The organism is Starkeya sp. ORNL1, assembly GCF_012971745.1.
Lineage (GTDB): Bacteria > Pseudomonadota > Alphaproteobacteria > Rhizobiales > Xanthobacteraceae > Ancylobacter.
Genome location: NZ_CP048834.1, coordinates 3,278,835 through 3,292,275, shown reverse-complemented (window position 1 = coordinate 3,292,275; position 13,441 = coordinate 3,278,835). Strand labels below are relative to the sequence as shown.

General features: G+C 67.8%; 14 protein-coding genes. 10 read left to right on the top strand and 4 right to left on the bottom strand.

All coding sequences use genetic code 11. The features are described from left to right. Positions 1–22: 22 nt before the first annotated feature. The 5 genes from G3545_RS15630 (at position 23) to G3545_RS15610 (ending at position 4,353) form a co-directional block, all read left to right on the top strand. A complete protein-coding gene (locus G3545_RS15630; RefSeq protein WP_170014139.1) occupies positions 23–1,114 on the top strand; it encodes an ABC transporter ATP-binding protein in 1,092 nt (363 codons plus the stop codon). 22 nt (positions 1,115–1,136) lie between these two features. Then, the gene (locus tag G3545_RS15625) at positions 1,137–2,339 is read left to right on the top strand and encodes a PotD/PotF family extracellular solute-binding protein (RefSeq protein ID WP_170018106.1); all 1,203 of its coding nucleotides are present in this window, start codon (positions 1,137–1,139) and stop codon (positions 2,337–2,339) included. 207 nt (positions 2,340–2,546) lie between these two features. Next, positions 2,547–3,311 carry an ABC transporter permease gene (locus G3545_RS15620; RefSeq protein WP_170014138.1) on the top strand — a complete coding sequence of 255 codons (765 nt, stop codon included), beginning with the start codon at positions 2,547–2,549 and terminating at the stop codon, positions 3,309–3,311. Positions 3,312–3,319: 8 nt separating this feature from the next. Further along, positions 3,320–3,472, top strand: a complete 153-nt coding sequence (locus G3545_RS15615) for a hypothetical protein (protein WP_170014137.1) — start codon at positions 3,320–3,322, stop codon at positions 3,470–3,472. After that, positions 3,472–4,353, top strand: a complete 882-nt coding sequence (locus G3545_RS15610) for an ABC transporter permease (RefSeq protein ID WP_170014136.1) — start codon at positions 3,472–3,474, stop codon at positions 4,351–4,353. Before G3545_RS15615 ends, G3545_RS15610 begins: the two co-directional genes overlap by 1 nt. A 34-nt stretch (positions 4,354–4,387) precedes the next feature. Here G3545_RS15610 and G3545_RS15605 read toward each other — a convergent pair whose 3' ends face one another. Beyond that, positions 4,388–5,062, bottom strand: a complete 675-nt coding sequence (locus G3545_RS15605) for a GntR family transcriptional regulator (protein ID WP_170014135.1) — start codon at positions 5,060–5,062, stop codon at positions 4,388–4,390. A 143-nt stretch (positions 5,063–5,205) separates the two neighbouring features. Here G3545_RS15605 and G3545_RS15600 point away from each other — a divergent pair, with 143 nt between their 5' ends. From G3545_RS15600 to G3545_RS15580, 5 genes are read left to right on the top strand one after another with little or no spacing between them, the layout of a single operon-like run. After that, entirely contained in the window at positions 5,206–6,081 is an 876-nt protein-coding gene (locus tag G3545_RS15600) for an allophanate hydrolase subunit 1 (RefSeq protein ID WP_170014133.1), read from the top strand. Continuing rightward, positions 6,074–7,051, top strand: coding sequence for a biotin-dependent carboxyltransferase family protein (locus G3545_RS15595; RefSeq protein WP_170014131.1), 978 nt, complete (start codon positions 6,074–6,076; stop codon positions 7,049–7,051). Before G3545_RS15600 ends, G3545_RS15595 begins: the two co-directional genes overlap by 8 nt. Positions 7,052–7,066: 15 nt before the next feature. Further along, positions 7,067–8,149 carry a phosphotransferase gene (locus tag G3545_RS15590; RefSeq protein ID WP_206151260.1) on the top strand — a complete coding sequence of 361 codons (1,083 nt, stop codon included), beginning with the start codon at positions 7,067–7,069 and terminating at the stop codon, positions 8,147–8,149. A gap of 32 nt (positions 8,150–8,181) precedes the next feature. Next, positions 8,182–9,498 (top strand): aspartate aminotransferase family protein, encoded by a 1,317-nt coding sequence (locus tag G3545_RS15585; RefSeq protein WP_170018104.1) that lies wholly within the window; start codon positions 8,182–8,184, stop codon positions 9,496–9,498. A gap of 26 nt (positions 9,499–9,524) precedes the next feature. Continuing rightward, positions 9,525–9,743, top strand: a complete 219-nt coding sequence (locus G3545_RS15580; protein ID WP_170014129.1) for a biotin/lipoyl-containing protein — start codon at positions 9,525–9,527, stop codon at positions 9,741–9,743. 51 nt (positions 9,744–9,794) lie between these two features. Here G3545_RS15580 and G3545_RS15575 read toward each other — a convergent pair whose 3' ends face one another. From G3545_RS15575 to G3545_RS15565, 3 genes are read right to left on the bottom strand one after another with little or no spacing between them, the layout of a single operon-like run. Further along, positions 9,795–10,580: a crotonase/enoyl-CoA hydratase family protein gene (locus tag G3545_RS15575; protein ID WP_170014127.1), complete on the bottom strand. Its 786-nt coding sequence runs from the start codon at positions 10,578–10,580 to the stop codon at positions 9,795–9,797. Further along, positions 10,577–11,449, bottom strand: coding sequence for a hydroxymethylglutaryl-CoA lyase (locus tag G3545_RS15570; RefSeq protein WP_170014125.1), 873 nt, complete (start codon positions 11,447–11,449; stop codon positions 10,577–10,579). The genes G3545_RS15575 and G3545_RS15570 overlap by 4 nt, the downstream gene beginning before the upstream one ends. Continuing rightward, on the bottom strand, positions 11,446–13,434 hold the full coding sequence (locus G3545_RS15565; protein WP_170014123.1) for an acetyl/propionyl/methylcrotonyl-CoA carboxylase subunit alpha: 1,989 nt from the start codon (positions 13,432–13,434) through the stop codon (positions 11,446–11,448). Before G3545_RS15565 ends, G3545_RS15570 begins: the two co-directional genes overlap by 4 nt. Positions 13,435–13,441 lie beyond the last annotated feature (7 nt).

The window sequence follows — 13,441 nt, the reverse complement described above, 5'->3', positions numbered from 1 at the left end:
AGCACCCTAGGAGCCCGAAGAGATGAATGCGAACGGCCGGGTGCCCATGCTGGAGATCGTCAGCCTGCGCCATCAATATGGCGCGGTGGTCGCCGTCGACGACGTGTCGCTGGCGGTCGCGGCGGGCGAATTCCTGACCATTCTCGGTGAGAGCGGCTCCGGCAAGACCACCATATTGCGCGTCATCGCCGGGCTGGAGCGGCCGACCTCGGTGGCCCGCCTCGCCATTGCCGGCGAGGACGTGCGCGAGTTGCCCGCCGCCAAGCGCAACTGCACGACGGTGTTCCAGAACTACGCGCTGTTCCCGCATATGTCGGTGGGCGAGAACGTCGCCTATGGCTTGAGCGTGCGCGGCGTGCCGGCGGCGCAGGCCCGCGAGGAGGCGATGAAGGCGCTGGAGATCGTGCGGCTGTCCGGTATGGCCGACCGCCGCATCGCCCAGCTTTCCGGCGGCCAGAAGCAGCGCGCGGCGCTGGCGCGCTGCCTCGTCACCCGTCCCGCCATAATGCTGCTCGACGAGCCGCTCGGCGCGCTCGACGAGCGGCTGCGGCTCGACATGCAGACCGAGTTGGTGGAACTGCGCCGGCGGCTCGGCATGACCTTCATCTACATCACTCACAGCCAGGAAGAGGCGCTCACCATGAGCGACCGCATCGTGCTGATGAGCCGCGGGCGCATCGCCCAGAGCGGCACGCCGGTCGAACTGTTCGACCGGCCGGTGAGCCGCTTCGCCGCCGCCTTCATGGGTTTCGAGAACATCTTGCCGGGCGCGGTGGCCGAGATCCGCGACGGCACCGTCGCCGTTGATCTGGAGGGCGCCGGCCGCGTCACCGGGGTTTGGACCGGAGCGGGTGCGCCCGCGCTCGGCCAGCCGGCGAGCATCGCGCTACGCGCCGAGCGCGCTGCGCTGGCGGCCTCGCCGGAGGTGGCCGCGCCCGGGCTGAACGTGCTGCCCGGCCGGCAGGTGGAGCGGCTCTATCGCGGCAAATATGTCGACCAGACGCTGGAATCCGGAGCCGGGCGGCTGAAGGTACGCACTTTCGACCGCGAGACGCTGGGCGAACCCGGCGCCGTGGTCTGGAAGCCGGAAGATTGCGTGGTTCTGGCCGCCTGAGGCCGGACGCGAGGAGGGGAAAATGAAAGATAAATTCTCGACGACGTCGCAGTTCGAATTGTCCCGCCGTGACTTGATGAAGAACATCGCGCTGGCCGGGACCGCCGCCGCGGTGCTGCCGGCCATCGGCGTCGGGCCTGCCTATGCCGCCGATCCGGTGGTGCATGGCTATGGCGTCACCACGGCGCAGCTCAAGGACTGGTCGGTCATGACCAAGTCCATCGGCGTGCAGATGGATTTCACCGGCACCAATAATTCGGTCGGCGTCTTCCTGCGCGACGTCGTCGCCTCCCAGCTCGGCGACAAGGTCGACATCTACATCTTCGAGTCCGGCACCGAGGACATTCTCGGGCCGCAGGGCCTGTATCTGAAGATCGACGAGGACAATCCCGAGCTCACGCTTTGGAAGCGCACGCCCGACGAGTGGAAGCGCTCCGAGGTGGTGAAGGGCAAGGACGGCGTCCAGTACGGCGTGCCGGTGATCGGCAATGCCGACAGCTTCGGCTATTTCCCCGACAAGGTCGGCGCCAACCCCGACGGCATGGAGGAACTCTCCTGGTCGCTGATGTTCGACAGCGACAAGACCCGCGGCCGGGTCGGCTATGACCAGACCTGGACCTATTCGATCGGACCGGCGGCGCTCTATCTGATCGGCCAGGGCAAGGCCAAGGTCGCCGATGTCGCCGACATGACCGGGCCCGAAGCCAAGGTCGTCGTCGACTTTCTCATCAGCCGCAAGAAGGCCGGCCAGTTCCGCACCCTGCAATCCGCCTTCGAGGAGCAGGTTCAGCTTCTGACCAACCGCGAAGTGGTGGTGCTGAACTGCTGGGAGCCGGCGGTGCGCGAGGCCAACAAGGCGCTCGGCGACGGCACCACGCGCTACGCCTATACCAAGGAAGGCTACTTCAAGTGGGGCCACGGCGCCTACATCGCCTCGCAGGCGAAGGACCGCGGCAACCTGCCGGCGATCTACAAGGTGCTGAACTATTTCCTCGGCGGCGAGTATCGCGCGCTGCAGGCCCGTGATCGCGGCTATGCCGGCCCGAACATGGATCTCGGTGTCGAATACGCCACCAAGCAGGGCTGGCCGGAGGCCGATATCGCGGCGCTGAAGGCGACCGAGCAGAAGGTCGCCCGCAAGTTCGCCAAGCCTTTCGTCAGCACGACGACGCCGACCAATTCGAGCGCCATCGAGGAAGAGTGGCAGCGCTTCCTCAACGCGTGAGGACAACATTGCCGTCGTCCCCGGGCTTGTCCCGGGGATCCACGGTTTCAGAGGTCGTCATGGCTGGGAAAAGCTTGGCCATGACGGTGTTGAACAGCCCATTCCACCCTCATCCCCGGGTCAAGCCCGGGGATGAGGGCCAATCGGGACATACGTGTCGGACTCTGAAGCCCCGCGCTTCGCAATGCACCGCCTGAACGGATGACGATGACCGACGACAGCTTGCCCCTCGCACCTTCCGTATCCCGCTCGTTGCTGGCGCGGATGACGTCGGGCGGCTGGGTGATCCCGGCCTTCCTCGTGGTGTGGTTCGCGCTGGTCATCGTGCCGCTGCTCGTGCTGTTCGCCTACAGCTTCTTCGAGACCAGGAACTACGCGACGATCTATGAGCCCTCGCTCAACACCTGGATCTCGCTGCTCGAATCCGGCCGGCTCGGCGTCAGCCTGCGCACGCTGCGCATCGCGCTGACCGTGACTGTGATCGACCTCGTCATCGCCTTCCCGTTCGCGCTGTGGCTCGCCAAGGGCGGTGCCTCGAAGAGCACGCGCGCCGTGGTCATCGCGTTGCTGACCATCCCGTTCTTCCTCGACATCTCCTCGCGCACCATCATCTGGCGCGCCATCCTCGGCGAGAACGGCGCCATCAATGCGCTGCTGATGCAGATCGGCGTGATCGAGACGCCGATGAGCTGGATGCTCTACACCGAATGGTCCGTGCATTTCGGCCTGATCATCGCGTCGTTTCCGACCATGGTGCTGCCGATCTATCTCGCCATCAGCATCATCGACGACGCGCTGATCCAGGCCAGCGGCGACCTCGGCGCCTCGCCGGCGCAGACCCTGTTCCGGGTCATCGTGCCGCTCGCCATGCCCGGCATTACATTACCGCCGGCATCCTGCTCACGCTCGGCATGGTGCTGGCGGCCTGGATCGAGCCGAGCATGCTGGGCGGCGGCTTCGTCAACCTTTTGAGCAACTCCGTGGAGAGCGCCTATACGGCGCTGCGCTACCCGGTGGTGGCGGCGCTGTCGACCTTCGTGATCGTGCTGCTGGTGCTGCTGCTCGTTATCCTGCTGGCCGTGGCGCGGCGGTTCGGCGACGTGCTGTCAAGCTTCCGCGTGCTGAAGAACTGATGATGCATATTTCGACCGAGACCCGCACCTCGACCGAGACCCGGCTGAACCCCGCGGCGGATGCCCGCCCGGTCGGCGCCGCGCACCCCTGGAGCTACTGGCGCGGCTGGCCGGCGCTCGCCCGCTGGGGCGGCATCATCCTGTTGTTCCTCATCTATTTCCCGCTGGCCTGGCTCGCTCTGATGTCGGTGAGCGAGCGCCCGCTGTCGGGCATTCCGCTGCCGCTCACCACCCGGCATTACGCTGCGCTGTTCGAGGACACGCGCTGGATGAAGCCGTTCGGCGCCAGCCTCATCATCGCGCTGCTGGTCGGGCTCATCTGTGCCGTGGTGGCGACAGCGGTCGGCCGTGCCTTGCCGCACGCACGCAGCCCCGGCAAGCTTTTGCTGCTCTGCCTGCTGCCGCTGTTCGTGCCGGGCATGTCGATGGGCGCGGCGCTGTTCCTGTTCCTGCGCGCCGTGCTTGGGCTCAAGCTCGGCTTCGCCTCGATCTTTGCCGGGCACTTCGTCTGGGCCTTCCCGTTCGCGCTGCTCATCGTGCTGGTGCTGACGACGCGGTTCGACCATCGCCTGGTGGAAGCCTCGTCAGACCTCGGCGCCTCGCGCTGGCAGACCTTCTGGCGCGTCGAGTTCCCGCTGCTGCGCCCCGCCATCATCGGCGCCGGGCTGTTCGGCTTCCTGCTGTCGTTCAACGAGGTGCTGCGCACCATCTTCCTGCGCGGCACCGAGACCACCATGCCGGTCTATAACTGGACCATGGCGGCGTCCCAGCAATCGCAGGTGCCGATCATCTTCGCCCTGGCGACCATCGTGCTGGCAGTGACCCTGCCGTTGCTCGCCGGGGCGTTCTGGCTGCTCTATGCCCGCATGGACCGGGACTAGGCCGGTGCAGGGCAAGCTTCCGGCCGGGGCCGTGTCAGGCCGAGGCGGCGGCCTTCTCGCCCTCGATCAGGCGCGGGATGAGATGGTCGCCCGCCACCGTGATGTCGGTGGCAAGATGGCGGCGCACCGCGGCTGCGTCGCCATCCCTCATGGCGGCGATGATATGCCGGTGCTGCTCATTGGCCACCGCGACGAAGCCGGCATCCTCGGTCAGCTCGTTGAAGAACGGGCCGACCTGCGTCCACATGTTCTGGATCAGCTGGAACAACACCGGGGCGCCGGCCCGCTCATAGATCGCGAAGTGGAACTTGTTGTTGAGCGCCTGATACTCGGCGCCGGCTTCTTCCTGGATGGTGCGGTCCATGGCGTCGATCATCGCCTGCAGCCGGGTGATGTGGCTGGCGCGGATATTCGGCGTCGCCAGTTCGCCGGCGAGGCCTTCGAGCTCGCGGCGGATGCGCACCAGCTCGATGAAGCGCTCGGCCGAGAGGAACGGCACCACGATCGAGCGATTCGGCAGCAGTTCGAGGTTCCGCTCGGCGACCAGGCGCTGCAGCGCCTCGCGCACCGGCGTGGTGGAGATGCCGTAGGTGTCGGCGAGGCTGCGGATCACAAGGGTCTGGCCGGAACGGAAGGCACCGGAAATCAAGCCCTTCTTGATCTGCTCATAGGCGCGATCGTTCAGCGTGCGGTATTCGATCTTCGCCATTCCCGGTCCCCGTTCCCCGCTATCTCATATACCAAAACGGCACGGCGCGAACCACTGCGCGCCGAGGCGCCCGTTGCGGCTCCCGGCGATATATCGTATATCATTTTCACCCGGCTTTCATCACGTCCGCGGGCTATCTTCCGATGATCTATGACGCTCCGCGATTCTACCCTGGCGGCGATCGCTACATTGAAGTCGAGCTCGGCGACGAGATGGGCTTCGAGCTGAATTTCCGCGTGCACAGCCTCGCCGCGGCGATCCGGCAGGCGGGCATTTCCGGCATGGTCGAACTGATCCCGGAAATGGCCTCGCTGCAGGTCTCCTACGATCCCGATTGCATCTCCTATGACGACATGGTGCGCGAGGTGACGACGCTCGCCGCCTCGGCTGGCGGCAGCGAGGACGTCGAGCTCGACAGCCGGCTCTATTACGTCCCGGTGCTGTATTTCGACCCGTGGACCACCGCCTGCGTCGAGGATTATCGCGCCAAGATCGCCGACAAGACGCCGGATCCCGAGCTGCTCTGCGAACTGAACAATCTCGCCGGGCGCCGCGAGCTGGTGCGGCATCATTCGGGGACGGAATACTGGGTGGCCGCGCTCGGCTTCTGGCCGGGCCTGTGCTCGCTGATGCCGCTCGATCCGGCGCATAATCTGGTGGCGCCGAAATACAATCCGCCGCGCACCTGGACGCCCAAGGGCACCATCGGGCTCGGCGGCGCCATCACCTGCATCTATCCGGACCAGACGCCGGGCGGCTACCAGATCTTCGCCCGCACGCCGATGCCGATCTGGGACCGCGAGCAGAAGCTGCCGGCGTTCCGCGAAGACCTGGCGCTGTTCCGCGCCGGCGACCGGGTGCGCTTCATCCCGATCGACCGCGAGGAGTGGGACCATATCGACGCGCAGGTGACCGCCGGTACCTACCAGCACCCGGACATCGGCTATCAGCGCTTCTCGCTGCGGAAATATCGCGGCTGGCTTGCCGAGCGTGCAGCCCGTGGAGGCGCGCATGTTTGAGGTCGTCAAGCAGGGGCTGGAAACCTCGGTCCAGGAATTGCCGGGGCGCATCGGCTATTGGGAGCAGGGCTTCCCGCCCTCCGGCCCGGCGGATGCATGGTCGTTCCGCCTTGCCAACCTGCTGGTCGGCAATGACCGCGACACCGCGGCGCTCGAATGCCAGTTCATCGGCCCGACGCTGCGCTTCGGGCGCGACGGCGTGATTGCGCTCACCGGCGCCGACATGGCGGCCAAGCTCGATGATGCGCCGGTGCCGACCTGGCAGACCATTCCCGTGCGCGCCGGACAGATGCTGACGCTCGGCCCGGCCAAGGGCGGGGTGCGTGCCTACATCGCCTTTGACGGCGGCATCGACACCCCAGTCGTGCTCGGCTCGCGAGCGACCTTCCACATGGCCGGGGTCGGTGGTGTCGACGGCTATGCGCTGAAAGCCGGGCAGAGCATTCCGCTCGGCGCGCCGGCGAACGCCGCGCTCCGCCGGGTCGGCGAGGCGAGGCGCCCGGTGATCGCGGCGAACGGTCCGCGCGTGGTCGAATGCATGCTCGGCCCGAACGACGACTGGCTGGACGCACCGGGAATAGACCGCTTCTTCTCGGCGGACTGGTTAGTGCAGGCGAAGAGCAACCGCACCGGCATGCGCCTCACCGGGCCGGAGTTCACCTTCAGCGCCCGCGCCCACGACAAGCGGCCGGAGCATGGGCGCGACCCCTCCAACATCCTCGACCACGGCTATCCGCTAGGCGCCATCAACCTTGCCGGCCAGACCCCGATCATCCTGATCCAGGACGCGCCGAGCACCGGCGGCTTCATCAACCCCTTCACCGTGCCGAGCGCGGCATTGTGGAAGCTCGGCCAGACCCGGCCCGGCGAGATCATCCATTTCCGGCGCGTGGACATGAGCGAGGCGCAGGCGATGCGCCGTGCGCTCGACGCCGCCTGCACCGACGCGAGCCTCGATCCGCTCGCGTGACCGGCGGCTGGCCGCATGGCCGCCGTCCAATTCTGGGAAGTCGACATGTCGCTCCACGCCGCCCACGGCGCCAATAATCTTCTGATCACCACGGCGCCCGCCGCCGATGCCGACAATGCGGCGGCGATCGCTCGGGATCATTTCGGCATCGAGGCCGAGGTCAGCCTGCTCACCAGCGAGCGCGACAAGAATTTCCACCTCGTCGCGGCGGACGGGCAGGAATATGTGCTGAAGATCACCAATTCGGCCGAAGACCCCGTCGTCACCAATTTCCAGACCGAGGCGCTACTGCATATCGAGGCGCGCGACGCCGGCCTGCCGGTGCCGCGGGTGTGCCGCACCGTCGACGGCCGCACCGAACTGGCCTTGCCGCTGGGCGGCGAGACCCACACGGTGCGCCTGCTCACCTATCTCACCGGCGAGCCGCAATACCGCGCGCCGCCCTCCGCCCCGCAGCGCGAGGACCTCGGCCGCTGCCTCGCCCGGCTCGGCCTCGCTCTGCGCGATTTCCGCCATCCGGGGGCGACGCACGATCTGTTGTGGGACATCAGCAATGTCGGCCGGCTGCGCGACTGGCTGCCCAATATCGGCGATACCGAGCTTCGGGAACTCGCGACCGGCTTCCTCGACCGGTTCGAGGACGAGGTGCGCCCGGTACAGCAGCGCCAGCGCCGGCAGGTGGTGCACAATGACTTCAACCCGCACAATGTGCTGGTCGATCCCGCCAATCCGGTGCGGGTCACCGGCGTGCTCGATTTCGGCGATATGGTCGAGACCCCGCTGGTCAATGACGTCGCCATCGCCGCTTCCTACCAGGTCGCCGGCGCGCACTCGCTGGTGCGGGCGGCGGACTTCGTAGCCGCCTATCATTCGGTGCTGGCGTTGCACGCCGAAGAGATCGACATCCTGTTCGACCTGATCGCGATGCGCCACGTCACCACCATCACCATCACCGAGTGGCGGGCGCGGCTCTATCCGGAGAATCGCGCCTACATCATGCGCAACCATCCCCGCGCGGCGGAGGGACTGCGGGCCTTCGCCGCCATCGATCGCGACGCCGCGCGCCGCGTCTTCCGCCAAGCCTGCGGCATGGAGTGAGAGAGATGAGTGACACCGCCTTCCTGCCCGGCATGGTGAATGCCTATGTGCCCGGCGCCTCGAACGCGCTGCCCGAGCGCGAGCGCACGATGATCGAACGGCGCGAGCGCCTGCTCGGCCCGGCCTACCGGCTGTTCTACGAGGAGCCGGTGCACATCGTCCGCGGCGAGGGCGTGTGGCTCTATGATCCGGACGGTAACGCCTATCTCGACGTCTACAACAATGTCGCCTCGGTCGGGCATTGCCAGCCGGATGTGGTGGCCGCCATCACCAGGCAGGTGGCGACGCTGAACACCCATACGCGCTATCTGCACGAGCTGATCCTCGATTATGCCGAGCGCTTCCTCGCCACCTTCCCGGCGCCGCTCGGGCACGTGATGTTCACCTGCACCGGCAGCGAGGCCAACGACCTCGCCTATCGCATCGCCAAGGCGCAGACCGGCGGCACCGGCATCATCGTCACCTCGCTCGCCTATCACGGCATCACCGATGCGGTGTCGCAATTCTCGCCCTCGCTCGGCCGCCATGTGCCGATCGGCGCGCATGTGCGTGCGGTGCCGGCGCCCGACGCCTATCGGCGCGGCGCGGAGGGCCTCGGGGCCGCCTTCGCCGCCGACGTGCGGGCCGCCATCGCGGACATGCGCGCGCACGGCGTCGAGCCGGCGATGATGATCTGCGATACCATCTTCTCCAGCGATGGCGTGTTGTCCGATCCCGCCGGCTTCCTGAAGGAGGCGGTGGACGTGGTGCATGCCGAGGGCGCGCTGTTCGTCGCCGACGAGGTGCAGCCGGGCTTCGGCCGCACCGGTGCGGCGCTCTGGGGCTTCCTGCGCCACGGCATCCGGCCGGACATGGTCACGGTCGGCAAGCCGATGGGCAATGGCCAGCCGATCGCCGCGGTGGTGATGGATCCCGAGGTGGTCGACGAATTCGGCCGCAAGGCGCGCTATTTCAACACCTTCGGCGGCAATCCGGTCTCCTGCGCCGCCGGCAATGCGGTGCTCGAGGTCATCGAGCGGGACGGGCTGGTGGCGAACGCCGCCAATGTCGGCGCCTATATGATGGCGGGGCTGCGCGAACTCGCTACCCGCTTTGAGGCAATCGGCGACGTGCGCGGCGCCGGCCTGTTCGTCGGGCTGGAACTGGTGCGCGACCGTGCAACCAAGGAGCCGGATGCGGGCCTGACGGCGCGAATCGTCAACGGACTGCGCCAGCGCCGCGTGCTCATCAGCGCTTCGGGCCCTTACGCGAACGTCCTGAAGATCCGGCCGCCGCTGGTGTTCGGGCGCGAGCATGCCGACACCTTCATCAGCGCGCTTGACGACGTGCTCGGCGAAACCGCGAACTGACCCGTCCGCTCATCAGGAGACAAGCCATGGCCGAAGAGGTCCGCACCCAGGTTCCCGGCAATATCTGGAAGGTGCAGGTAAAGCCCGGCGACACCGTAGCCGCCGGCGACCTGCTGTTCATCATGGAAGTCATGAAGACCGAGGTCGAGCATCGCTCCGAAACCGCCGGGACCGTGAGCGCCGTCGCCATTGAAGAAGGCCAGGAAGGCGTCGAGGCCGACCTGGTGGCGGTCGTCATCAGCTGAAGGCCGAAGCCGCTCAAGAGGACGCTTGTGCGGCGCGTGACAGACTATTCGTCAGCTGCGCCAGCGCGGCGGGCGTTTCTCGAAGAAGGCCGTTACCCCTTCCTGCGCCTCGGGGGTCTCCCAGATGTCGGCCAGCCGGGCGATGGTGGTTTCGATCACCGCATCGTCGATCTTCGGGCCGAGCCGACGCAGCAGGTCCTTGGCGGCGGCCACCGCCCCGGGCGCGGCGACAAGATAAGGCGTCACCTCGGCCTCGATCGCGGCATCGAGTTGGCCGGCATCGACCACGGCATTAGCCAGGCCAAGCGCCGTCGCCTCGGCAGCGTCGAAGAAGCGGCCGGACATGAACACCCGCCGGGCGTCGGCGTGACCGATCCGCGCCACCACATAGGGCCCGATCGTCGCCGGGATGAGGCCGAGCCGGGTCTCGGTCAAGGCGAAGCGGGCACCAGAAGCGGCGATCGCGACATCGCAGACGCTGATCATGCCGATACCGCCGCCGAACGCCTGGCCCTGCACCCGTCCGATCAGTGGCTTCGGCAGGCTGTAGAGCGCATTCAGCATCCGCGCGAGGCGGCGCGCCTCCTCGATGCGCTGGGTGCGCGGCGCGGCGAACTGTTCCTTCATCCAGCCGAGATCGGCGCCGGCGCAGAAGCTCTCGCCTTCGGCGGCGAGCACCACCACCCGCACCGCCGGATCGCCGCCGAGCTGGGACGCGGCCTGTGCCAATTCGCCGATCATCGCCGCTGAGAGGGCGTTGTGCCGCTCCGGCCGGGCGAGGGTCAGGGTGGCGACACCGCGCTCGTCGGTGGCAAGCCGGATCGTCTCGAAGTTCATCGGATGCTCTCCCCTGGCTGTGCACTGACCAGAGCGCGGGCGAAGGCCGCCGCTTGCGCCAGGGCTTGCGGAACGAGCCCGGTCTCATGGCCTAACTCCGCCAGCAGGGCGGCGACGCCAAGCGTATCGACATTGCCCCTGGCACCCGGCGCATAGGGGCAGCCGCCAAGGCCGGCGACGGCGGCATCGAAGGTCCGCAGCCCCTTGTCCAGGGCGACCCGGATATTGGCGAGCGCATGGCCGCCGGTGTCATGGAAATGGCCCGCCAGCTGGGCCGGCTGGGCAACCTCGAGCACGGTGTCGAGCATGACGGCTACCTCCTCCGGCCTGCCATGGCCCGTGGTGTCGCCGAGGCTGACCTCGTGGCAGCCCATGGCGAGCAAGGCGGTGGTCACCGCCCCGACCGCGCCCGGCGGCGTCGGCCCATCATAGGGACAATGCACGACGCAGCTCACATAGCCGCGCACCGCAATGCCGTCGGCCTTCGCCGCCTCGACCACGGGGCCGAACCGCTCCAGGCTCTCGGCGATCGAGCAATTGATATTGGCGCGGCTGAAGCCTTCCGAGGCCGAGGCGAACACCGCCACCTCGTCGGCACGAGCGGCGCGGGCGGCCTCGTAGCCCCTGAGGTTCGGGGTCAGCGCGCTGTAGGTGACGCCGGGCCGGCGGGCGATGCCGGCCATCACCTCGGCGGCGTCGGCCAGCTGCGGCACCCATTTCGCGCTGACGAAGCTGGTGGCTTCGATCTTCTCGAAGCCGCAGGCGGACAGAAGGTCGACCAAGTGGATCTTGTCCGCGGTCGCAATGGTGCGCTTCTCGTTCTGCAGGCCGTCGCGGGCGGCCATTTCGACGATGCGGACCCGCATCATGCCTCCTTCGCCGCGAGGCTCAGCAATGTAGTCCCCTCGGTGACCTGATCGCCGACCGCGACGCCGATCTCGCCGATGGCGCCGTCGCGCGGCGCGGTCAGGGTCAGCTCCATCTTCATCGCCTCCATGACGATCAGCGCCTCGCCTTTGGCGACCGGGCTGCCGCATATGGCGGAAATGGCGGTGATCCGGCCCGGCATCGGCGCGACGACATGGTCGCCGGCGGCATGCTCGGCGTGCGTGGCATCGAGCGGATCGGGCACCTTGAAGCCATGGGTGGCGCCATCCATGAAGATCGTCAGGTCTTCGCCGCGGCGCGTGAAGGCTACGCTGGCGATGCGATCGCCGAGGTCGATCTGCACATCGCCGCCCGCCTGGCGCTGGAGCACCGCGAGATGAAGCGCCTTCCCCTGGATCTCAGCCTCGAAGCGGTCCGCTTCCTGCGGCAGGATAGCCACTTCCAGCGGCTCGGCGCCTTGTTCGAGCACGGCGAAATGCGGCGTAGCCCCCCACAGCCGCCATCCTGTCAGCGCCTGCCACGGTTCGCGCGTCTCCGTCGGAGAGAGATGACCGAGCGCGGCGAGCGCCGCGACGGCGACCGCCTCCGCGGGCGGCGAGGGCTCCTGTGCCAATGCGGGGAGCCCGCAATCGATGATCCCGGTGTCGACGTCGCCCGCGGCGAAGCTCGGCTCGGCTAAGAGCCGGCCGAGAAAGCCCACATTGGTCACGACGCCGGCAATACGGCAGCGCGCGAGCGCGTCGGACAATCCGGCAAGGGCCTGCGCGCGCGTCGGCGCATGGACGATCAGCTTGGCGATCATCGGGTCGTAGAACGGCGTGACCTCGTCGCCTTGCCGTACCCCGGAATCGACGCGGACATTGCCGTCCGGCGCGTCGAACCGTGTCAGCCTGCCGGTGGACGGCAGGAAGCCGCGCGCCGGGTTCTCGGCATAGACCCGCGCCTCGAAGGCGTGGCCGTTCAGGGTGATCTCGTCCTGTCCGAGCGGCAGGGGCTCGCCGGCGGCGACGCGCAACTGCCATTCGACGAGATCGAGCCCAGTGATCGCCTCGGTGACCGGATGCTCGACTTGCAGCCGCGTATTCATCTCCATGAAGAAGAAGCGGTCGGCTCTCAGCCCCTCCGAGACGTCGGCAATGAACTCGACCGTGCCGGCGCCGACATAGCCGATAGCCTTCGCCGCGCGCACCGCCGCCGCGCCCATCGCGCGCCGCATCTCGTCCGGCATGCCTGGCGCGGGGGCTTCCTCGATCACCTTCTGGTGGCGGCGCTGGAGCGAGCAGTCGCGCTCGAACAAATGCACGGCATTGCCGTGCCGATCGCCGAACACCTGGATCTCGATGTGGCGCGATCGTTCGAGATATTTCTCGATCAGCACGGCGCCGTCGCCGAACGCGGCCCGAGCCTCGCGACCGGCGCCGTCGAGCGCGGCGCGGAAGGCGGCCGGCTCGTCGACCCGCCGCATGCCCTTGCCGCCGCCGCCGGCCCGGGCCTTGATCAGTATCGGATAGCCGATCGCAGCGGCGCGTTCGGCGAGGACTCCCGCATCCTGCTCGTCGCCGTGATAGCCGGGGACGATCGGCACTCCCGCCTGTTCCATCAGCGCCTTGGCGGCATCCTTGAGACCCATGGCGCGGATCGCCGCGGCCGGCGGCCCGATGAAGACGAGGCCGGCGGCCTCCACCGCCTCGACGAAGGCCGGGTTCTCGGAGAGGAAGCCATACCCCGGATGCACCGCTTCAGTGCCGCTCGCCCGGCAGGCCTCGATGATGCGCTCGATACTGAGGTAGCTCTGCGTCGCCGGCGCGGGCCCGACATGAAAGGCTTCGTCCGCGCTCTCGACATGGAGCGCGGTGCGGTCGGCATCGGAATAGATGGCGACGGTGCGGATGCCGAGGCGCCGCGCGGTGCGGATCACCCGGCAGGCGATTTCGCCGCGATTGGCGATGAGGATCTTCCCGAACACGCGCGCG

Excerpts from the sequence above, each read along its gene's own strand:
- G3545_RS15630 (WP_170014139.1), top strand. The coding sequence starts at position 23 with ATGAATGCGAACGGCCGGGTGCCCATGCTGGAGATCGTCAGCCTGCGC.
- G3545_RS15625 (WP_170018106.1), top strand. The coding sequence starts at position 1,137 with ATGAAAGATAAATTCTCGACGACGTCGCAGTTCGAATTGTCCCGCCGT.
- G3545_RS15620 (WP_170014138.1), top strand. The coding sequence starts at position 2,547 with ATGACCGACGACAGCTTGCCCCTCGCACCTTCCGTATCCCGCTCGTTG.
- G3545_RS15610 (WP_170014136.1), top strand. The coding sequence starts at position 3,472 with ATGATGCATATTTCGACCGAGACCCGCACCTCGACCGAGACCCGGCTG.
- G3545_RS15605 (WP_170014135.1), bottom strand. The coding sequence starts at position 5,062 with ATGGCGAAGATCGAATACCGCACGCTGAACGATCGCGCCTATGAGCAG.
- G3545_RS15600 (WP_170014133.1), top strand. The coding sequence starts at position 5,206 with ATGATCTATGACGCTCCGCGATTCTACCCTGGCGGCGATCGCTACATT.
- G3545_RS15595 (WP_170014131.1), top strand. The coding sequence starts at position 6,074 with ATGTTTGAGGTCGTCAAGCAGGGGCTGGAAACCTCGGTCCAGGAATTG.
- G3545_RS15590 (WP_206151260.1), top strand. The coding sequence starts at position 7,067 with ATGGCCGCCGTCCAATTCTGGGAAGTCGACATGTCGCTCCACGCCGCC.
- G3545_RS15585 (WP_170018104.1), top strand. The coding sequence starts at position 8,182 with ATGGTGAATGCCTATGTGCCCGGCGCCTCGAACGCGCTGCCCGAGCGC.
- G3545_RS15580 (WP_170014129.1), top strand. The coding sequence starts at position 9,525 with ATGGCCGAAGAGGTCCGCACCCAGGTTCCCGGCAATATCTGGAAGGTG.
- G3545_RS15575 (WP_170014127.1), bottom strand. The coding sequence starts at position 10,580 with ATGAACTTCGAGACGATCCGGCTTGCCACCGACGAGCGCGGTGTCGCC.
- G3545_RS15570 (WP_170014125.1), bottom strand. The coding sequence starts at position 11,449 with ATGATGCGGGTCCGCATCGTCGAAATGGCCGCCCGCGACGGCCTGCAG.